Source organism: Bacteroidales bacterium (genome assembly GCA_035353855.1).
Lineage (GTDB): Bacteria > Bacteroidota > Bacteroidia > Bacteroidales > CG2-30-32-10 > DAOQAK01.
Genome location: DAOQAK010000001.1, coordinates 77,766 through 100,014, shown reverse-complemented (window position 1 = coordinate 100,014; position 22,249 = coordinate 77,766). Strand labels below are relative to the sequence as shown.

Annotated in this window: 13 protein-coding genes; 6 read left to right on the top strand and 7 right to left on the bottom strand. The window is 34.3% G+C overall.

What is annotated here, in order from left to right; translation table 11 throughout:
• The first annotated feature begins 86 nt into the window (after nt 1-86).
• The 3 genes from PKK00_00410 (at nt 87) to PKK00_00400 (ending at nt 7,301) form a co-directional block, all read left to right on the top strand.
• Nucleotides 87-4,898 carry a RecQ family ATP-dependent DNA helicase gene (locus PKK00_00410; protein HNW96852.1) on the top strand — a complete coding sequence of 1,604 codons (4,812 nt, stop codon included), beginning with the start codon at nt 87-89 and terminating at the stop codon, nt 4,896-4,898.
• A 115-nt stretch (nt 4,899-5,013) separates the two neighbouring features.
• Nucleotides 5,014-6,126, top strand: coding sequence for a hypothetical protein (locus PKK00_00405; GenBank protein HNW96851.1), 1,113 nt, complete (start codon nt 5,014-5,016; stop codon nt 6,124-6,126).
• Between the two features lie 455 nt (nt 6,127-6,581).
• Nucleotides 6,582-7,301 (top strand): fibrobacter succinogenes major paralogous domain-containing protein, encoded by a 720-nt coding sequence (locus PKK00_00400; protein HNW96850.1) that lies wholly within the window; start codon nt 6,582-6,584, stop codon nt 7,299-7,301.
• Nucleotides 7,302-7,467: 166 nt separating this feature from the next.
• Here PKK00_00400 and PKK00_00395 read toward each other — a convergent pair whose 3' ends face one another.
• From PKK00_00395 to panB, 4 genes are all read right to left on the bottom strand, one after another.
• Nucleotides 7,468-7,833: a phage holin family protein gene (locus tag PKK00_00395; protein HNW96849.1), complete on the bottom strand. Its 366-nt coding sequence runs from the start codon at nt 7,831-7,833 to the stop codon at nt 7,468-7,470.
• A gap of 47 nt (nt 7,834-7,880) precedes the next feature.
• Entirely contained in the window at nt 7,881-10,757 is a 2,877-nt protein-coding gene (locus PKK00_00390) for a hypothetical protein (protein ID HNW96848.1), read from the bottom strand.
• A gap of 678 nt (nt 10,758-11,435) precedes the next feature.
• Nucleotides 11,436-12,131, bottom strand: coding sequence for an RluA family pseudouridine synthase (locus tag PKK00_00385; GenBank protein ID HNW96847.1), 696 nt, complete (start codon nt 12,129-12,131; stop codon nt 11,436-11,438).
• Between the two features lies 1 nt (nt 12,132).
• The gene (panB, locus tag PKK00_00380) at nt 12,133-12,948 is read right to left on the bottom strand and encodes a 3-methyl-2-oxobutanoate hydroxymethyltransferase (protein HNW96846.1); all 816 of its coding nucleotides are present in this window, start codon (nt 12,946-12,948) and stop codon (nt 12,133-12,135) included.
• A 169-nt stretch (nt 12,949-13,117) separates the two neighbouring features.
• Here panB and PKK00_00375 point away from each other — a divergent pair, with 169 nt between their 5' ends.
• A complete protein-coding gene (locus PKK00_00375) occupies nt 13,118-14,110 on the top strand; it encodes a hypothetical protein (protein ID HNW96845.1) in 993 nt (330 codons plus the stop codon).
• Between the two features lie 160 nt (nt 14,111-14,270).
• The gene (gene dnaK / locus PKK00_00370; protein ID HNW96844.1) at nt 14,271-16,181 is read left to right on the top strand and encodes a molecular chaperone DnaK; all 1,911 of its coding nucleotides are present in this window, start codon (nt 14,271-14,273) and stop codon (nt 16,179-16,181) included.
• A 73-nt stretch (nt 16,182-16,254) separates the two neighbouring features.
• Here the strand turns inward: dnaK and PKK00_00365 are convergent, their stop codons facing one another.
• Genes PKK00_00365 through PKK00_00355 form a run of 3 tightly spaced genes read right to left on the bottom strand, consistent with a single transcriptional unit; the run spans nt 16,255 to nt 20,657 of the window.
• Nucleotides 16,255-17,295, bottom strand: a complete 1,041-nt coding sequence (locus tag PKK00_00365) for a hypothetical protein (protein ID HNW96843.1) — start codon at nt 17,293-17,295, stop codon at nt 16,255-16,257.
• Between the two features lie 10 nt (nt 17,296-17,305).
• Nucleotides 17,306-18,505, bottom strand: a complete 1,200-nt coding sequence (gene amrS / locus PKK00_00360; protein ID HNW96842.1) for an AmmeMemoRadiSam system radical SAM enzyme — start codon at nt 18,503-18,505, stop codon at nt 17,306-17,308.
• Between the two features lies 1 nt (nt 18,506).
• Nucleotides 18,507-20,657: a fused MFS/spermidine synthase gene (locus PKK00_00355; protein HNW96841.1), complete on the bottom strand. Its 2,151-nt coding sequence runs from the start codon at nt 20,655-20,657 to the stop codon at nt 18,507-18,509.
• A 100-nt stretch (nt 20,658-20,757) separates the two neighbouring features.
• On the opposite strand from PKK00_00355, the gene amrB reads away from it, so the two are divergent.
• A complete protein-coding gene (gene amrB, locus PKK00_00350) occupies nt 20,758-22,245 on the top strand; it encodes an AmmeMemoRadiSam system protein B (protein HNW96840.1) in 1,488 nt (495 codons plus the stop codon).
• Nucleotides 22,246-22,249: the final 4 nt, after the last annotated feature.

Below are 22,249 nucleotides of genomic sequence, written 5' to 3'. Positions count from 1 at the left end.
CTACAAAGTCAACGCTTCAGCAAAATCAAAAAAGCCATTTTTCCCGATGCTCACTTCTATATATATAATATATTTACAACTGACAAATGAAATCAATTGCATTCATTGATACTGAGATTGAGCCAAATAGCCGTAAGATTCTTGACATTGGAGGTGTTAAGGACAACGGAAATTCCTTTCATTCAAATTCTATTGCTGACTTTATAAAATTCTTAAACGGAACAGAGTTCATTTGCGGACATAATATCTTAAATCACGATTTACTGTATATTGATAAAGTTATTACTGATGCTAAAATAAATTCAGAAAACATTATTGACACTTTATTCCTCTCTCCTCTTTTATTTCCCACAAAGCCTTATCATGCTTTGCTCAAAGACGACAAACTTCAAACAGAGGACACAAACAATCCACTTAACGATTCTATAAAAGCCAAAGACCTTTTCCTTGACGAAGTGTCTGTTTTCAGTCAAGCAGAAGAAAAACTAAAACAAATTTTCTATTTACTATTAAACAAGAAAAAAGAGTTTAACTCCTTTTTTCGTTTCATTGCATACAAAAGCAGCGAAACTGATATTGAAAAATTAATCAGAGAAAAATTTCAGTCTCTAATATGCGAACAAGCAGACCTTGCCAAAATAATTTTCGAACACCCGATTGAATTATCTTACTGTTTAGCACTTGTAAATTGCAATAATCGCTACTCAATAACACCGCCTTGGGTTTTAAAGAACTATCCGAAAGTTGAACGAATAATGTTTTTACTAAGAAACAATCCTTGCTTGACTGGTTGTTTGTATTGCCATCAGGCTTTAGACATACACAAGGGACTTAAAAATTATTTTGGCTTTGACGAATATAGAAGTTATGCAGGCGAACCATTGCAAGAGAACGCAGTTCAGGCAGCCGTTGAAAACAAATCAATTTTAGCAGTGTTTCCAACAGGCGGAGGCAAGTCAATCACATTCCAAGTTCCAGCTTTAATGAGTGGGGAAAATGCCAAAGGTTTGACAGTTGTAATTTCTCCTTTGCAATCCTTAATGAAAGACCAAGTTGACAATCTTGAAAGAATTGGAATTACAGATGCAGTTACAATAAATGGTTTGCTTGACCCTATTGAAAGAGCAAAATCAATTCAAAGAATTCAAGATGGATTTGCATCCATTCTTTATATCTCTCCCGAATCTTTGCGTTCAAAGACAACTGAGAAATTATTATTAGGAAGAAAAGTTGTTCGCTTTGTTATTGATGAAGCACACTGCTTTTCATCGTGGGGGCAAGATTTCAGAGTTGATTATTTATACATCGGTGACTTTATTAAATCACTTCAAGAGAGTAAAAATCTTGAAGAACAAATTCCTGTTTCTTGTTTCACTGCAACTGCAAAACAAAAAGTAATTGAAGACATTTGTACATACTTTAAAGAAAAGTTAGGAATCAAGTTGGAAATTTTTCCTTCCAAAGCGACAAGAACAAATCTTCATTATAAAGTTTTTGAAAAAGGTGATGATGAAGAAAAATATAATTCTGTCCGAGATTTAGTTGAGGAGAAAAATTGTCCGACTATCATTTATGTTTCAAGAACAAAAAGAGCAAGAGAGCTTGCAATACGATTATGTGAAGATGGATTCAATGCAAGAGCATTTCATGGCAAAATGGAAAGTCAGGAGAAAACAGATAATCAAAATGCATTCATAGCAGGTGATGTTCAGATAATGGTTGCAACTTCTGCTTTTGGGATGGGAGTTGATAAAAAAGATGTTGGATTAGTTGTTCATTATGAAATTTCCGATTCACTTGAAAACTATGTTCAGGAAGCAGGACGAGCAGGACGAGATGAGAATATAACAGCTGATTGTTATGTTTTATTTAATGAGGAAGATTTAGGAAAACATTTTATTTTATTAAATCAAACCAAACTTAACATACATGAGATACAGCAAATTTGGAAAGCAATAAAATTTATCACAAAATTCAAATCAAGTGTTCAAAAATCAGCTTTAGAAATTGCAAGACAAGCAGGTTGGAACGACAATTTAAATGAAGTTGAAACGAGAGTAACAACAGCCATAGCGGCATTGGAAGAAGCTGGCTATTTAAAGCGGAAGCAAAATATGCCAAGAATTTTTGCCAATAGTATTCTTTCAAAAAATGCACAAGAAGCTATTGATAAAATAATGCATTCGCAAAAATTTAGTGAGGAACAAAAAATTACAGCTACAAGAATTATCAAAACTCTTTTTTCAAGTAAGAGCAGAAAGCAATCACAACAAGACGAAGCTGAATCAAGAGTTGATTATATCTCCGATAACTTAGGAATTGAAATTAAGAATGTGATTTCAGTTGTAAATCTTTTACGTGATGAAAAGATTTTAGCAGATGCAAAAGATTTGACAGCATTTATTAAAAGGGGTGTGAACAAAAAAAGTTCACTTGATATTGTTGAATCATATGGACTAATTGAAAATTTCCTTTGTCCATTGTTTGATGAACAGGAAAAATCATTTCACATTAAAGAACTGAATGAAAAAGCGGAAGAAAATGGATGCATGGAAGTAACGCCTAATAAAATAAAAACTCTATTAAACTTTTGGGCGATTAAGAATTGGATTAAGCGACACAATAAAGATTATAACAAGAATCATATTGTAGCAATAAGTTGTCAGCCCAAAGAAGAATTAAAAAAGAGGTTAGAGCAGCGCCACATCTTATCTCAATTTATTGTTGACTACTTGTATGAAAAGAGCAATACCATTAAGGAAGATGGAGAATCTGGCAAAGATGAAGTGTTGGTTGAATTTTCTGTTCTTGAATTGCAAGAAGCTTTTAGTAAACAACTTCAGTTGTTTAAGGTCAAAACAACTATTGACGACATTGAAGATACTTTGTTTTATCTGTCAAGAATTGAAGCAATAAAAATTGAAGGCGGCTTTCTTGTAGTTTACAACAAACTTACAATTGACAAGATTGAACTAAATCCGAGAGTTCAATACAAGGAACAAGATTATCAGAAACTAAGTGATTATTACGACCATAAGGTTCAGCAAATTCATATCGTGGGGGAGTATGCAAAAAAGATGATTGACGATTATGCTGGAGCATTGAAATTTGTTGACGATTATTTTCAATTGAACTTTCCTTCGTTTCTACATAAATATTTCAAAGGCAGCCGAGAGTTCGAAATAAAGAGAAACATAACACCCAAGAAATACAAACAACTTTTTGATTCGTTGTCAGATATTCAGCGAAGAATAATTGATGATAAGAATTCAAAATACATTGTAGTTGCAGCAGGACCAGGTAGCGGAAAAACAAAAGTTTTAGTTCACAAATTAGCTTCGTTGCTTTTAATGGAAGATGTAAAACATGACCAGCTACTAATGGTAACATTTTCAAGAGCAGCGGCTACGGAATTTAAAAAGAGATTGATTGAATTAATCGGAAATGCTGCCAACTTCATTGACATGAAAACTTTTCACTCCTATTGTTTTGACTTGTTGGGAAAAGTTGGAACGATTGACAGAGCAAGTGAAATAATTAAAACAACTGTTGAGAAAATTAAGAAAAACGAAGTTGAGATAAGCAGAATCACGAAAACAGTTTTAGTAATTGATGAAGCACAAGACATGGACGAGGACGAATTTGAGCTGATAAAAGTGCTGATGGAAAAAAACGAAGAAATGAGAGTGATTTTAGTTGGTGATGATGACCAAAATATTTATGAATGGCGTGGAGCAGATTCAAAATACTTGTTGAGTTTTATTACTGAGAAGAAAGCAACAAAATATGAACTCATAACAAATTACAGGAGCAAAAGCAATTTGGTTTCATTCACTAATCAGTTTGTAAAGACAATTGAAAAACGACTGAAAGAAATTCCGATTGAAGCAAAACAAACCGACAATGGAAAAATCAAAATTGTTTATTACAAGAATTACAATCTTATCACCCCTTTTATTGACGACATACTTACTACTGGTCTATCAGGTACAACATGCGTTCTTACACACAAAAATGAAGAAGCATTTCAGGTTGCAGGACTTCTGACAAAGAGAGGATTGCAAGCAAAATTGATTCAATCCAATGATGGGTTCAGTTTATATAATCTTGCAGAGGTTCGTTTCTTTTTAAATGAATTGAATTTGGAAGATGATGTATATACAATCACTGATGATGTATGGAGTAATGCTAAAAGGAAAGTAATTGATAGATACAAGCATAGTTCAAAGTTTGATATATGGAACAATCTCATTAAAGATTTTGAGGCTACAAATACAAAGAAGAAATACAAATCCGATTTTGAAGTTTTTATCAGAGAATCAAAACTTGAAGATTTCATAAATGAAAATGGAGAAATAATTTTCGTTTCAACCATTCATAAAGCAAAAGGAAAAGAGTTTGACAATGTTTTTCTGATGCTTGAAAACATTGATGTAAGCGAAGATGAAAAGAAACGACAGTTGTATGTTGCAATGACAAGAGCAAAACAAAAGTTGATAATTCACTTGAATGGTAATTATCTTGACAAGATAAAAACAGAGGAAGTTGAGAGAGTAGAAAATAATAACATATTCCAATCGCCAAGCTGTTTGGCGTTGCATCTTTCACACAAAGATTTAAACTTAGGCTATTTTGAATTTATACAGAAACGAGTAAGTGCATTAACAAGCGGAGATTTAATTAATATTTCAGAAGAAGGTTGTAAGAACGAAAAAGGTGAATTAGTTTTGAAGTTCTCAAAGAAATTTATTGATACATTAGCAGACCTAAAGACAAACGGATTTGAATTAACAGAGGCGAAAGTTAATTTTATCGTTCATTGGCAAGGGGAAGACAAAGCACAAGAAGTAAAAATAATTTTACCCGAATTACAGTTTGAAAAATTAATAAACAACTAAGAATGAAAAGTCAACTTATTTTGCAAGCATTAGCATGAGGCGAACATGTTGTATCGGTATACCAATTAAAGTTTGATATTTTTAAAATCATATTTATTGAATAAATTAAATTTCTATGACCAAATTAAAACTTATTTTATTTTTCCTGTTTTCATATTGTTTGCTGCAGGCGCAGGAAAGCAGGCAAAATGAACTGGCAACGTATTTAAAAAATAACTGGGCAACACCCGAAGATTATGTTATAAGTAAATTCAAGGATCATGATTATGTTTTGATAGGTGAATACGGACGTATAAAACATGATGTGGAATTAATTGCCAACCTTATCCCTTTGTTATATAAAAACGGGATTTACTGCCTGGCTACAGAATATGGCGTATCGCTGCATCAGAAACTTATCGATTCACTGATCACCGCTCCCGAATTTAACAGGAAGAGAGCTGATTCAATAATGTTCCGGTATAATTCATTATGGGGATATAAGGAATATATCGATTTATATGAAGCAGCATGGAAAGTAAACCATTCGTTAAAACCGGGAGAAAAAAAATTCCGTATAGTAAACCTTGCATGTTTATATTTCCCTTGTGAAAAGTTACATTACATGAAAAATAATCTTGACCTTTTTATGTTAAAGGTTTTTTATGATGAAATAAAAAAGAAGAAAGTAAAAGCATTGATTTATACTTCAAGCAATCGTGCCCTTACCAGGTATCACACACCTGATTATGATTTTGAGAATAAAATAGTAAATGGTTATATTTCGCGTTTTGGAAATGTGCTTTACGATTCATTAAAAGGAAAAATTTTTAATATATATCTTCATGCAGGATGGCCTTCAGCAAAAGGTTTTGATGTTCCCTGTGTGCGACCTGTAAATGGAACGATTGATTCGGTAATGAAAAAATTTAAAGACAAAAGAGTAGGGTTCGATGTAGCGAATTCGCCATTCCGGAAGCTTTCTTCAGCTGATTCGTACTATGCTTTGGGGCATCCCGGTTTTACATTGGGTGATTATTGCGATGGTTATATATACCAGGATGCATTTAAGAATTATGAACCCATTACTATGGAAAAGAATTTTATCACGGATAAACTTCTTGATGATTTGAAACTTTATTTAAAATGTTCATGGTGGAGTAAAGCGAAGCTGAAAAAAATAAACGTTAAGAATGCAAACAAAAAACTTTTTATTGATATACGAAAAGATTTCAGGCACTTAAAATAATACCAAAGTGAATTTGTAGATAGTCCAAAGACATACTACAAATTCTTACTTTGGTTATGCCGATATAAAAATCATCCGCCAAGGCGGAGTACAAACAATTGAAATGAAGTTTGGACTATATTATTTTTCAAATCGGTATAAAATATTTATTGTTGTATTCAGAAACTGTTATGAATTTTTTATATAGTATACATATTATAACTTTAATTGTCACTCAGAGCCGGACACAGCGAGGGCATACGTGTTGTTGTCCGTGTCGAAGAGTTACAAATATCGGTCGACTTCGACACGATTCTCCTTCAGTGACTTCCGGATAGGAGAATATTGTTATTCCTGGAGAATCGGCTCAGTCTGACCGTTAATACAATTAAATTTGAATGAATTCAAAACAGTTTCTCAATATTGCATATATTTGTTTTTTAAATTATTGAAAAACCATTTTTTATTTTACACACATGAGAAGAAATAAATTTTTATTTTGGTTTTGCCCTGTGATCATTATGGGTATTTTTATTTTGTTTACCAGTAGTTGTAAAAAAGATAAAGATGAAGATGAAGATGATACCCAGGTTACAGCACCTGCTACTGTTAACGATGTTGACGGAAATGTTTATCATACTGTAGTTATTGGAACACAGGCATGGCTTGTGGAAAATTTACATGTAACCCATTACCGTAATGGTGATGCTATTGCTAATGTTTCTGATAATACCCAATGGTCGAACCTTACAAGCGGTGCATATTGTTGTTATAACAATTCAGCACCAACAGCAACAATGTATGGTTACCTTTACAACTGGAGTGCTGCATCCGATAGCAGGAATATTGCACCAACAGGTTGGCATGTTGCCACTGATGCCGACTGGACAACTTTAATTTCATATTTGGGTGGTGAGAGTGCAGCAGGAGGCTGTTTAAAAGAAACCGGAACCACTCATTGGGTAACTCCGAATACAGGTGCTTCCAACTCAAGCGGCTTTACTGCTATTCCTGGAGGCGATCGTCTTCCAACTGGCGGATTTGATTTGATTACTAATTATGGATGTTGGTGGTCAACAACAGCCAGCGATGCATCAAATGCATGGGGAGTAAATTTATATTATGGAAATGCAAATACAGTTCATGGCACATATAATAAGAAATGCGGAATGAGCATTCGTTGTGTGATGGATTAAAAATATTTAATTGAGTTTTATACTCGTTCTTATCAAGAATGCAAAAGCAAATTTGATTAGAACGAGTTATACCGATAGGATTAAAATAAGAAAAATGCAAATCTGTTCCGTATCGGTATATAATAAAAAGGGGGGCAGCCCGAAGGGCTGCCCCCCCTTTTTATTATTATTCTGTATAAGGTTGTTGCCGGTTATCTTTATTATCAATACTTTCAAGCAATGAACGTACTACTGACAAAATAATGCTGAAAGCAAGCGCCCACCAGAAACCATCAACTTTAAACCCGGGCACCAAACTGCTGGTCATTATAATTATTACGGCATTGATTACCAAAAGGAATAATCCGAATGTATAAAATGTGATGGGGATAGTTAGCAGAATCAATAATGGTTTTATAAAAATATTCAGAAGGGATAATACTGCAGCAACTATAAGTGCTGTAAGGAACCCATCAATCTTTACCCCGGGTAAAATATAAGATGTTATAATTACCGCAAATGCTGTTATTATAATTTTTACTAATGTGTTCATATGTTATGTTATAAAGTTATTCAATCAATCATTCATTCTGTCAATTCTCAAAACCCCGAAAAGTCAACACTGAAAAGCATTTCATAAACAATATCTTTTTCCGAAGGTAAATAGGATGTCCGTAAACCCAGGTACAACGGGATAAAGAAACGTACGAAATGAACATCGGTTATTAAATCAGCGCCAACAGATTTGTATATTTTATTCTTATTATTGTATGTTCCTTCTGCATAATCGTAGAAAACATTGGTAAGAATTTTCCTTAAATATATAAGTGAACCTATATTTAAATCAGGATAAGCTAAGGGCATTTTATAATTTAATGAGATGGATTTTAGTTTATCGCTATATTCATCAGTGTATCCTTTAGGGTAGGATACCATATCGCTAAAGCGAAATTCTCCATGCTTGTTGTCCTGTATACCGCCATATACCTGCAAACTATGATGCTTAATGATTCCGGGAAATAATAACGAAATTTCAGCGCTTGACAGTGTGCCAAAATCATTTCCTTTAAAAGGAGTGTTTAAAAAATTCAGTTCAAGGCTTTGTCCCCATTTTGGACGCATATCGCGGTCAACAGATTTTATCTGATTATAAATATAAAATTGATATTCCATTGTTTGTGCTTTACCGCTCATTATGTTATCTGGTGTTGTTCCGTCGTGGGTAATGTTAATGAAATTAGTATTAACATCAAAACGAAATCCCCTGAAATATTGATTGTGAATGAATGAGAATGGAATACTTGTTTCAAATTTTATATTATTTTCATTATAGGTATATTGTCCGTTATCATTAATATCAGCCTGTTTCCCGTATTGATAGGTGAGGTTGAAAATAGGATATAATCCCTTGTAGCTTATATCTGCATGATATCGTCCTTCTTTAGTGTTCTTATCCCATTCGTAACCAATAGTTCCAAATGTATTACTTAAAAGGTTTTGCGACATGACCGAAATTCCGGGGCTTGCGGAAATATTATCAGCATCAAGATAAAATGGTAACCAACTGTGAGGATGAAAAAGATGTGTTACTTTAGAGTATGGTTTGCTTTCGTAAATTTTATTTGCAATGGTTGTCTTGTCGACTATTCCTTTTTCTTCAGGTAAATACGATTCATAAACTTTAATAGAATTATCGGTTACCTGTTGTAATGGTTTCCATGAACCGGGATCGTAATCGGCTTCCGAAATGCAATACCCATCGGCAGTGTAATCAGCATAAGCCATTTTTTTTCCATTGGGGGAAATGTCAATATCTGTTGCTCCATATTTAGATGAGGTAACCTGGAATACTTGTTTACTAAGCGTATCAATGGCATAAATATTTTCGATACCCGAATAGTCTGCATTAAAGAAAATATAATTTTTATATGAATAGGCATTTGAAATTTCATGATAGCCGGGTTCAAGTATTGTTTTGATTGTTCCGTTTTCAGCGTTAACAGCAACAATGCTTTTTCCTTTTTCATTTAATGCAACAGAATAAATATATTCTCCATCGTGTGAAACTGAAGGAGTAGTAAAAAGCATGTTATCAGGAGAAGAAAACTTTTTTATTTCTTTCCCGTTTTTTGCATCAATGATTGTAAGGAAATATTTATTGTCAACGGTAACTTCCGAAACTACAATTTTTGATGCATCGGGGAAAAAATAAGGAGCAAAGTATCGGGTTTTCTTTGTCAGCTTTTTTGTTTTCTTTTTATCAAAATCATAAATTTTAATTACCGAATAATCGCGCTGTGCCCAGCGTTTGTCAATATCCCTTTCGCCCCAGCACACATAGCTTTTAGATAATGAGATATTGTCGGAGGTATATGAACCCGGGCTGTTCTTTGAAAATGCCATATCTCCGGAAAGCGAGATGCTTTCTGAAGTATAAAAACCGGGAGTGAATAATTTCGTTTCTTTCGAATTCCTGTTTAATATTATCACCCTGCTTATATCGTCTTTGCCTGATTTTTCAGTAATGATAATGCTGTCGTTTAAGTAACCCGGGAATTTATAATTGGTGTAAATTTTATTTTCGGGAGATATTTTTTTTGAAGGAGTGTATTCAATTTCTTTTTGCTGCTTTGCCCATTGCTTACCAAGCGTATCCCAAATCAGGTCGTACATTTTTCGTTTCGATAAATCGGTAATTTTTTTTAATCCATGATTGAAAGGTGTGATCAGGAACGGGTATTTCCCTGTATAATCCATAGCGCTCTGGAAAGCCTTTGCTCCCCATAGCTTACGTGTATATGAAACAAAGTTATAACCGAAATAATATTGGTCGGGTACAAAATCTTTTGACGAACCCAGTTGGGCTTTTTCAAATGAAAACTTTCCTTTCTCAAGAAGTTGTGCTCTTGTTTTCATTTCAAAAGAAGGAATACGACCTCTGCCAGTATGGCTTAATGCCGTTTCTGTGCAAACAGCATCGCCTTCCATGTACCACATAGGAACAAATAACCCAAGAACAGCAATGGTAGAATGTTGCCCGATTACATAGTTCAGGATTTTTGTAAATCCCTGGTTTAATTTATCCATTTGTATCATATGACGGTACTCATGAATAGCAAGCTGTTCAAGCCAATCCTGTGCATAAGTGTTTTGTGGCGGGCAGGTAAAAAATTCGGTGCGCTGCGGTGTCCATAGGGAATAAGCATTAGCCACAACAGATTTGTCATGTAAAACAACATTTATTTTTTTTGGTTTATGAGCAAGCGTTATAGTTCCGTATTCATAAACATATTGTAACGTATTGGCAAGTCGCTGGATATTATTTTCGAAATCTGATGGATAAATAATTTTGAAATTTTCTGTTTTCAAAACCTTCCACTTTGTAGAAGCAGGATCCTGTCCGAGGTCGTAATACTGTGCTGATGCATGTTTGCAGACAAATAAAATAACCAGGAAAATAAAAATATTCTTTTTCATGAAGAATCAACAATGGAAAATAAATAACAAAAATAAATAAAATATATTCTTTCTTGACAGATTTGTGAAACGAACGACCTGATTCGCATTCTCAGTATAAAAAATAAGATCGTGAATAAACCTATTCCGTATCAGTATAAATATTTTTGGATGAATTACTGATGTTACACAAAATCATAATTTATACTTAGGCTATTCGAGTTTGCAAAAAAGGCAACCTCGAATGCTCAGTAAAACTGGATCTAAGCGTTTTTGCTTCCGAATTCGGAACGCAAACTTGCCAAGATTCAGTATAAATTGAAACAACATTATTTTATTATACCGATTGTATATATGTAATAGTCCAATAAATTGTACTATAACATCTATGTCATCGGCATAACCATTGTAAAATTTAAAATATTCTTTGGACTATTTTAAATTAACAATTGGTATTATATGTCCCATTAGGGACAACAGCTTGGTAAAAAAGGTGCTACTCAATTCTTATTGTACCGTAGGTACTACACTTTCATGACTATATAGCTTTCAAGCACGTTCAGTTAATTGGGTTATGCCTGCCTGCCTCGTCTGCCCGCTTCGCAGCGAGGCGAGCAAGGCGGGCGGCATATACTCTTAAAATTCTAATTAATTACAATTTTCAAAATTTTGTTTTGAGTTTTGCGTAATATCAGTGAATTACTGTTTCTTTTCAAAAAAGCTCCAGGCATTATCGGAAGGAGTTGGAGCGATAATAATCATTTTTTCATTTTTTACCGGGTGAATGAATTCGATTTTCCGGGCATGCAGGCTTAGGCTTCCGTCTGGATTAGAGCGGTGATAACCATATTTCAAATCACCGCGAATAGAACATCCCATTTCGGCAAGCTGTACCCGTATCTGGTGATGACGACCGGTGTGCAATTCCACTTCAAGTAAAAAATAATTATCGCTTTTCCCAATCACTTTATATTCCAGTTCAGCCATCAATGCACCTTTACGCGAGGCATCCACAACGAATGATTTATTTTTTTCTTCATTCTTCCAAAGATGATTTCGAAGTGTGCCATGCTCATTCTTTGGTTTTGTTTTTACAATAGCCCAATAAATTTTTTTTATTTGCCTGTCGTGAATTAGTTTATTGATGCGTGTAAGGGCTTTATCTGTTTTTGCAAAAATTATTGCTCCGCTCACAGGCCTGTCAATGCGGTGAGCAACGCCCAGGTAAACATTTCCCGGTTTATTGTATTTGACTTTGATATAATCGGAAAGTATATCTTTTAAAGATTTATCACCGGTTTTATCGCCTTGTACTATTTCACCCGGCTTTTTGTTGAACACCAGTAAATGATTATCTTCATAAAGAATGCGAGATGCAATATCAGAAAAATCCATTTTAGTATTGCTCGCGTTCATTAGGGAAATCTAAAGATTTTACATCACTGATATAGGATTCCACAGAATTTTTAATTTCATTATATAAATTATGATAGCGTCGCAGGTAACGCGGCGAAAATTCCTGTGTAATGCCGAGCATATCATGTAATACAAGAACTTGTCCGTCAACATCGCTGCCTGCGCCAATTCCTATGGTTGGTATTTTAATGTCTCGGGTAACCTGTTTAGCCAGCTTTGCCGGAATTTTTTCCAGTACAATCGCGAAGACACCTGATTTTTCAAGAAGTGCAGCATCTTCTAAAAGTTTGTTTGCTTCTTCAGGTTCGGTGGCACGAACAACGTATGTACCGAATTTATTGATTGCCTGAGGTGTTAAACCCAAATGACTCATTACCGGAATTCCTGCCGATAAAATACGGTCGATCGATTCAATGACTTCTCTTCCTCCCTCAAGTTTTACAGCATCGGCGCCTGATTCTTTCATGGTTCGGATTGCCGAATTTAGCGCTTCTTTTGAATTTCCCTGGTAAGTGCCAAATGGCAGATCTACTACTATCAATGCTCTTGAAACAGCACGAACTACTGATGATGCATGATATATCATTTCGTTCAAAGTAATAGGTAAAGTGGTTTTATGTCCGGCCATTACATTTGATGCAGAATCTCCAACAAGGATTACATCAATCTTTGCATTATCCAGTATTCTTGCCAATGAATAATCATATGCTGTAAGCATGGCAATTTTCTCGCCTTCTGCTTTCATTTCTCTCAGAACATGAGTGGTAACTTTATTAACTACTCGAAGCGCTGTCATATCTTTTATTTTTTTACTTCTATTTTTTACAGAAGTATTATTTGCCTGCAAAGCTATAAATAATGTTAAACATGAAAAAAATTAACAATCATTAATTAAAAAATATATGACGGTCAATGTATCCGATATTATTTTATTTTTACTTTTGTTGATGGATATATTTTAAATAATGAAAAAAATTATTTTTGCTATTCTTCTGTCATCTTTGATTTACGGTTGTAGTACCGATTTTGATATTAATGCTGACTGGAAAGATATTTCTATTGTATATTGTATACTGAACCAGAATGAAACGGTACACTATGTTAAAATAAATAAAGCTTTTCTTGGCGATGGGAATGCAATTACTATGGCAGCTGATCCTGATTCCTGTACTTATGGCAATTATCTTGAAGTTACTATGGAAGAATGGATTGATAATAATCAAACAAGAACATGGCTGCTCGATACCACAACTATTTATAATAAAGAAGCAGGTACATTCTATTATCCGGATCAGGTTGTTTATAAGTTTAATGCATACCTGGATACACTTGACCGAAATACGGTTTATAAGCTTAATATTAAAAACAAAAAAACCGGAAAAATAATTTATTCTGAAACTCCGCTTGTACATTCATTCACAATAACAAAACCTTCGGCTAATCAACAAGCTGTATTTAATTCCGGAAATTCATACCAGGTTAAATGGTATTCAGGTGTAAACGGACGATTATATCAAACAATAATTCGTTTTAATTATTGGGAAAAGAATATCAATACCGGTGATAGCGCTCTGTTTCATGTTGACTGGAATTTGGGTACACAAAATTCTAAAACTACCGATGGGGGAGAAGAAATGTCAACAAATTATTTTGGGCAGTCATTTTATAAATATTTAAAAGATGTGATACCGCAAAAAAGTGATGTTATCAGGCGTGTTGCACATCCAAATGATGTTGATTTTATTTTTACAGTTGCAGCCGATGAATTTTATACATATATGGAAGTAAATAAACCTACATCAGGTGTTGTACAGGAAAAACCCGAATATACTAATATCAGTAATGGAATAGGTCTTTTTTCATCGCGATATGATATTGATGTGAAGCTTGAAATGAATAAATTTTCTCTTGATTCCCTTTATCATGGGGTATATACAAAATACCTGAGCTTTCAATAGTTTTGCCTGCCTTTTTGTCATCGGATTTTGGCATAAATTTATTTTTTTAAAAAACCACATTCTGCCATATTTTCTTGAAAATGTCAGCTATTGTACATGGCATAAAGATTGAAAGCCCCCTTATCAGTTAAAAAAATACAAACAATTAATTCAAAATAAAATGGGTAAAATTATTGGAATCGACTTAGGAACCACCAATTCATGTGTGGCTGTGATGGAAGGCAGCGAACCTGTTGTAATCCCCAACAGCGAAGGCAGAAGAACTACACCATCAATAGTAGCTTTTACAGAAAACAACGAACGTAAAGTTGGTGATCCTGCAAAACGTCAGGCTATTACTAATGCAAAGAAAACGATATTTTCTATTAAACGTTTTATGGGTGAAACATTTGATAGAGTCACAAAAGAAATTCAACGTGTATCTTACGAAGTAGTTCGCGGCGATAATAATACTTCTCGTGTTAAAATCGACGAAAGATTATATACTCCTCAGGAAATTTCAGCGATGGTTCTTCAAAAAATGAAGAAAACAGCTGAAGATTATCTTGGTCAGGAAGTAACCGAAGCAGTTATAACTGTTCCTGCTTATTTCAGCGATTCACAACGTCAGGCTACAAAAGAAGCTGGTGAAATTGCTGGACTGAAAGTAAAAAGAATTATCAACGAACCTACAGCAGCAGCTCTTGCATATGGTCTTGATAAGAAAAACAGGGATATTAAAGTTGCTGTTTTTGACCTTGGTGGCGGAACTTTCGATATTTCCATACTGGAACTTGGCGATGGTGTTTTTGAAGTAAAATCAACAAATGGTGATACTCACCTTGGTGGCGACGATTTCGATCATGAAGTGATTAACTGGCTTGCTGAGGAGTTCAAGAGCGAATATAATGTCGATTTGCGTAAAGACCCAATGGCTTTACAAAGACTTAAAGAAGCATCCGAAAAAGCAAAAATCGAGTTGTCCAGCAGTACTCAGACAGAAATCAATCTACCTTACATTATGCCTGTTGACGGTGTTCCAAAGCATTTGGTAAGAACACTTACACGAGCAAAATTTGAACAGCTTTGCGATAAACTGATACAATCAACAATTGAACCTTGTAAAAAAGCCTTAGCTGATGCAGGCTTAAATGCATCACAAATTGATGAAGTTATTCTTGTAGGTGGTTCTACACGTATTCCTGCTATTCAGCAATTAGTTGAAAAGTTTTTTGGAAGAACCCCTTCAAAAGGTGTAAATCCCGACGAAGTAGTGGCTGTTGGCGCTGCAATACAGGGAGGTGTTCTTACTGGTGAAGTAAAAGATGTTCTTTTACTTGATGTTATTCCATTATCATTAGGAATCGAAACACTTGGCGGTGTATCTACAAAATTAATAGAAAGCAATACAACAATACCTACAAAGAAATCAGAGGTATTTTCAACTGCATCGGATAGCCAGACATCAGTTGAAATACATGTACTGCAAGGTGAGCGTCCTATGGCTGCCCAGAATCGTACGATAGGTCGTTTCCACCTCGATGGTATTCCACCAGCACCACGTGGCATTCCGCAAATCGAAGTATCGTTTGATATTGATGCAAACGGAATACTTAATGTAACAGCTAAAGATAAAGCTACCGGTAAAACTCAGAATATCCGTATTGAAGCTTCATCAGGACTTACTGAAGATGAAATCAAAAAAATGAAACAGGAAGCTGAAGCTAATGCCGATGCTGATAAAAAAGCTAAAGAAGAAATAGATAAAATAAACCATGCTGACGGATTAATTTTTCAAACAGAAAAACAAATGAAAGAGTATGGCGATAAAATCCCTGCTGATAAAAAAGCTACTATTGATAGCGCTTTAGCGGAATTAAAAGAAGCACATAAAAACCGTAACTTCCCGGCAATTGATGCAGCTACTGCAAAACTAAATGCTGCATGGCAGGTTGCCAGCGAAGAAATGTATAAAGCTACAAATCAGCAGCAGAATACATCACAACAGCAAGAGCCACAGGAACAGCCGCAAAATAACAAAGGCAATGACAGCGAAGTAACTGATGTGGATTTTGAAGAAGTGAAAAACTAAAACATTAGTAATATAAAAAGAAAGCCCTTCGGAAATTAACGAAGGGCTTTTTTAATTATGGCTCAACAAAATTTTATTGTTTGAATATTTTATAATCAATTCTGAAATCCATCAGCATTACGAAAGGAAGAATAAGTCCTATTGAATAATAGGAGTTATCACCATCTTCGTGGTATGTTTGATGAAAAGTAAAACTATAGGTTTTATTGTTTATTTTTATCGATTGTGAATGGCGGCCGCTGCTGCGGAAGAACATATAATACATATCCTTGAAAATACCCGTGTTTACTGCTCTGCAAAGTATATCCTGGCAAAGGTTTCGAATAGGTTCCATTTTGCAAAAGAATACACGTCCCGGGAAAAAGTAAGCAAGATATTCGGCTTCGGTAAACTTGATCCAGCCGGCTTCATCAGGATATTTTTTGTAAATTTCAACGTATATGTCGTTCCAGTCCTGATCGCGTGTTTTTTCAGAAATGGTAGTTTCTTTATCGTTCATTTTAACATGAAGATTAATATCTTTTGCTAAAAAATCTTTATCCTCAGTTTTCTTAGGAGAATAACGTTTTATAATATCAGCCTTCAAAACATTTTTATAGAACATATCAGCCCTGTTGTAAATTACTTCTGGTGTTTGTGGGAGTTTTATTGGTACAACACGGGGTTTATTTTCAACTACAGGTTTTTTAGGTTCAGGAACAATTTTCTTTTCGATTTTAGCAACAGGTTTTTCAATAGGTTTTGCTACTACCTTAGGAATACTAACCGGTTCAGGCTTTTTAGGAATAACTTTTTTTACCGGTGCTTTTGGAGCAGGTTTTTTTATTTGAACAGGTTTTTTAATAATTTTATTAACGACTTTTTTCTTGGGTGCTGGCTTAACAACCTTTTTCGGGGCCGGCTTTGCTTTTACTTTAGCTTTTGGTAAAGGTTTTTTAGCTACCGGTTTTGATTTTGCAATGGGTTTTTTGATAGCAGGTTTCGAAACCTTTTTAACAGCTTTTTTTACAACGGGCTTTTTTATTGCCGGTTTTTTTATAGTTTGTTTCTTAGCAGGTTTGCTTTTTCCTTTTACAGGTGCAGCTTTTTTCTTAGGTGAAGTTTTTTTTGCCATAATTTATTTTTTATTCCCAAATGCCTGCAATTGCAGTTGAGCAATATTCGCAGTTGCCGTTTTTTATATGATTTTCAATAACTTTAAATCCTTTTCTTGAAATAATCTTTTTGGAACATCCCGGGCAGAAAGTATTTTCCGCTTCATTTCCAGGTACATTACCTATATAAACATACTTCAAACCTTCGCCAATTGCTGTTTTTATTGCTTCTTCAAGTGTTGCAACAGGTGTATATGGCAGATTAGTAAGTTTATACATAGGCGTGAAACGTGAAAAATGCAATGGGGTTTCATTAAAACCGTTTTTATTTAACCATTGGCACATTTCTTTTATCATTGTCATATTGTCAGTCCATGTTGGAACTATCAGGTTTATAATCTCTAACCACACACTATTCTTTTTTAAAGTAAGTAATGTGTTAAGTACAGGTTGTAAAGTTCCTCCATTAAGATCTTGATATATAGAATCCTGAAAGCTTTTCAAATTGATACTTGCTGCATCTATGTATTTTGACAGTTCGTTTAAAGGTTCTTCATTTATATACCCGTTTGATATAAAAACATTTTTAATCCCGGCTGCATTTGCTTGCTTTGCAATTTCCAACATGTATTCGTAATAGGCAATAGGTTCAGCATAAGTATATGCAATGGAATTTATACTGTTTTTCTTACAATATTTTATAATATCTTCAGGGCTAAAGTTTTCATTTTCTGTTTTGTCAGGACCTACTTGCGATATGGTCCAGTTCTGGCAGTTAAGGCAGCGGAAATTACATCCGGCTGTTGATAATGAAAATATTTCGGACTGTGGGAAAAAATGGAAAAGTGGTTTTTTCTCAATAGGGTCGATGTGATAAGTGCAAGGGTTCCCGTAAGCAATAGTATAATATTTCCCTTCTACATTAAATTTATTCCGGCAAAAACTTCTTCCTCCGTTAGCAAGTTTACAAGCATGTGGACATAAATGGCATTGAGTATATTTACCAGGCAGGCTTTCGTAATATAAAGCTTCTTTGCTGTGTTTCAGCAAATCGGTAATATCATCATTTCTTTTTGTAACAGTCATGCTGTTCCTTGTGTTTGCCAACGATAGCAGAGGTGTGCAACTTAAGCAGGCAGTCATACCGCCAAAACCCAACAGGCTTTTCTTTAAAAAATCTCTTTTGGTAATTTTTTTTTGTTCATCAGTTGCTAATTGCCTGTTAATCATTTCAAACGGAATAATTTTTACGTTTAAAGTACAGGTTGATTCCACTTAAAACATTCAAAAAACCAGTTAGAATGCACGCCTCAAAAATTCCGAGCAAAGGTAATAAAAAAGTAGATAATATTAACGCTCCTATCGCTGAACCAAATAAATCGGCTCCATAAATTTCGGCTGCAATATGATGTATTGATTTATTTATTGTCTTGGAAGCCAGCGAGAAAGACATTCCTGTAAGTATACCCAAAATAAGTATTAAAAATATGAAAAATAATTCTACATAAAAGCTACTTGACAACTTTGCTGATATTAATATAAATAGCGGAAGCACAAAACAATAAATAGCAATTGCAGCCTGAACTTTTAAAAAATTATTAACAGATTGATTTTTTATTTTTTTATTTACATAGTAAGTTCCAAATGCCAATCCTGCCATAAATAATGTAATAATAATCCCGACGACCTGGTATACATATCCATAGATTATCTGGAAAGCAACAAGTATTACCACTTCCATGGATGATGAGGCAAAACCACCTGTGAACAAACATAATTTTACCGGCTTTAACCTTAAAATCAATATTAAGGTTATCAGCATAATAACAGCTAATAAATAATAATAGTTGCTTTTGAAGTGGCTCATCCAGTATCGAAGCTGATGAAAATAAACAATAGGATAAAAATCTTTATTAACTACAGTTTTTTTATCAATATGCCTTAAAATGTATTGCATCCGATCCTTGATCAAGTTATCATCTAAATAATAAGGGTTTACATAAAGGTTGTCAATTCCTTTCTGGGTTACCAGCTCAGTTATGTTGGGATTTAATTTTCCATCGGAAGCAATAAAAAAGTTTTTATTTCCGGGTATAATAAGAATATTTTTAAAGACCTTATTTAATGTGTTAAATAATACAGAATTGATATTTTTAATTTCAGGGCTGATATAGTCGGACCCAGAATACAATCCGAATGATATTACTCCATCTTTATTCAATTTTAATTTCAGTTCTTTAAAAAATTCAAGGGTGTAATAACGGTTGAGCTGTGCGGTATTAGGAGCAGGTAATTCAATGATCACTACATCAAATTTTTCTTTTGTTTGTTTCAGGAACAAACGGGCATCTTCATTCTTTATATGTATTTTAGGACTTTCGAGATTATGTGTATATTTTTTCCCCAGTTCAACAAGGGCCGGATTTATTTCAAGGTAATCAATACTGTCAATATTATATTTTAAAATTTCATTAGCCAGTCCATTTACTCCGCCCGATACAAGTAATATTTTTTTTGGATTTTGATGTTGCAACATGGCATAATGTACAGCTTCTTCATTCTCAGTATAATTATCGGTTGAGAATAAAAGCATGCTGTTCTCAAAAAAGTTAAGCTGGTTGCCGGTTTTAGTAACAACAAGGTTGCCGAAAGGTGTATCGTTGGAGTAAATTAATTCCTGGTTTTTATATTGTTTTTCGCGGGTATATTTTTCCAGGTTATAATTAAACATAAGAAATAAAAATGCAAGTGTAACTATTGCCAGTGTTATAGTTGAACGTTTTTTCCGGAAGGTTAATGAAATAGCAAATGCAGCAGTAAGATTAACGATCAATAAAACATACAGTACTTGCAGGTTATTCAGAAAATACACCAGGAAGAAATTAAAAACGATCCCGCCAATAATACTTCCTAAAGTATCAAAATAGTAAACCCTGCTTATCTGGTTGCTTTTAATTTTCTCGGAAAGGGTGATGCTGAAGAAAGTAAAAAGATAACCCGAAACTATACAGTAGGGCAAAAGGAATGTAAAAGAAACCATGATCCCATCCATTGGACTCAGCATGATTCCTTCGGGGAAAATAATATTGCGCAACCAACGTAACAAGAAAATAGAAAGCAAAGGAAATATTGCCGATAGCAGTTGAAAGCCAATAAGAAATCCTTCTTTCTTATGAATTCTTTCCGATGATTTTCCAAGCATTGCTCCTATAGCGGTAAGCAGCATCCAGCTAGCCATAATGATACCGAATATCAATTCATTGCCATAAAAGACATTCAGGAATTCCCTGATGAAAATAATTTGTGTTACAACAGAAGAAATACCCAAAGCAATAATGCCGTAAATAAAAACCATTTCTTTATTTACTTTAATAGATTTCATTCTGTCAGACATTTAAGAAAATATTATCTTTGAATCAAAGATTTGCAAAATTAAACATTAAATGCAAAAGTTATTTAGAAATAAAATAATACTCTTTTTTATGATACAACTTGTTATTATTAATAATAGCTGTAATTCGCAGGACAAACCATCGGATAAGAAAACAATAGACCGTAAACCTGCAGTAGCAGGGCAGTTTTATGCCGGTGATAAAGAAACTTTAAAAAAAGATTTGAAATATCTTTTTGAAAAAGCGACACCTGTAACCGAGAAAAATGTTTTTGCTGTGATATGTCCTCATGCAGGTTATATATATTCAGGGAGTGTGGCAGCTTCGGCTATAAACCAGGTTGACCCCGATAAAGAATATGAGGCTGTTTTTGTAATTGGTGCAAGTCATAGATATGCATTTGAAGGGGCATCGGTATATAATAAAGGGAACTTTATTACTCCGCTTGATACAGTAGAAGTTGATACTGTCATTGCCAATAAGCTGGTAAAGAGCAATGCTGTATTTCAATTTGATGCCGATTATCATTTGCCTGACCATTGCATTGAAGTGCAATTACCTTTTTTGCAATATCACCTGAAGAAAAAATTTAAGATCGTTCCTATTCTTATTGGTACTGCTGATGTAACTAAACTGAAAAAAATTGCAGAGATACTGAAACCTTATCTTACTGAAAAAAATCTTTTTGTGATAAGCTCTGATTTTTCGCATTATCCTAAATATGCCGATGCTGTTGTGAATGATAAACGTACAGCCGATGCCATTGCTTTAAATTCGCCAAAGGAATTGATGAACACCATAAATGCAAATGCTGATAAAAAAATCCCTGAACTGGTTACCAGTCTTTGCGGGTATGATGCAGTGATGACATTATTATATATGACAGAAAATATGAAAGGCATTACAGTGAAACCCGTTTTATACAAGAACAGCGGTGAGGTGTCGAAGGATTCGGGCAGTGTTGTGGGGTATTGGGCTATTGCGTTTTCATCGGATGGAAAAAATAAACTAAACAGTGAAAATGAATTTTCATTAACGCAAAAAGATAAAGAAGACCTTTTGAAAATTGCACGCAATACCCTTGAAACATATATCAAAAAAGGTAATAGGCCTAAGATTGATACTACCGGTTTTTCGGAAACCATAAAACAAAACTGCGGAGCTTTTGTTACATTAAAAGAAAAAGGTGAATTACGCGGATGTATCGGACGATTCATGCCCGACAAGCCTTTATATCAGATTGTTCAGGATATGGCTGTTTCAGCATCTACCGAGGATTACCGGTTTGACAGAGTTACCAATGATGAACTGAATAAAATTACAATTGAGATCTCAGTATTGTCGCCATTAAAGAAAATAAAATCACCAGATGAATTTATTTTAGGAAAGCATGGAATTTATATTGTTAAGAATGGCATGTCAGGAACTTTTTTGCCACAGGTAGCTGATGAAACGGAATGGACAAAAGAAGAATTCCTTGGGCATTGTGCCCGCGATAAAGCCGGAATAGGCTGGGATGGCTGGAAAACAGCCGATTTGTACATTTATACTGCTGTAGTTTTTGGTGAAGATGAATAATTTA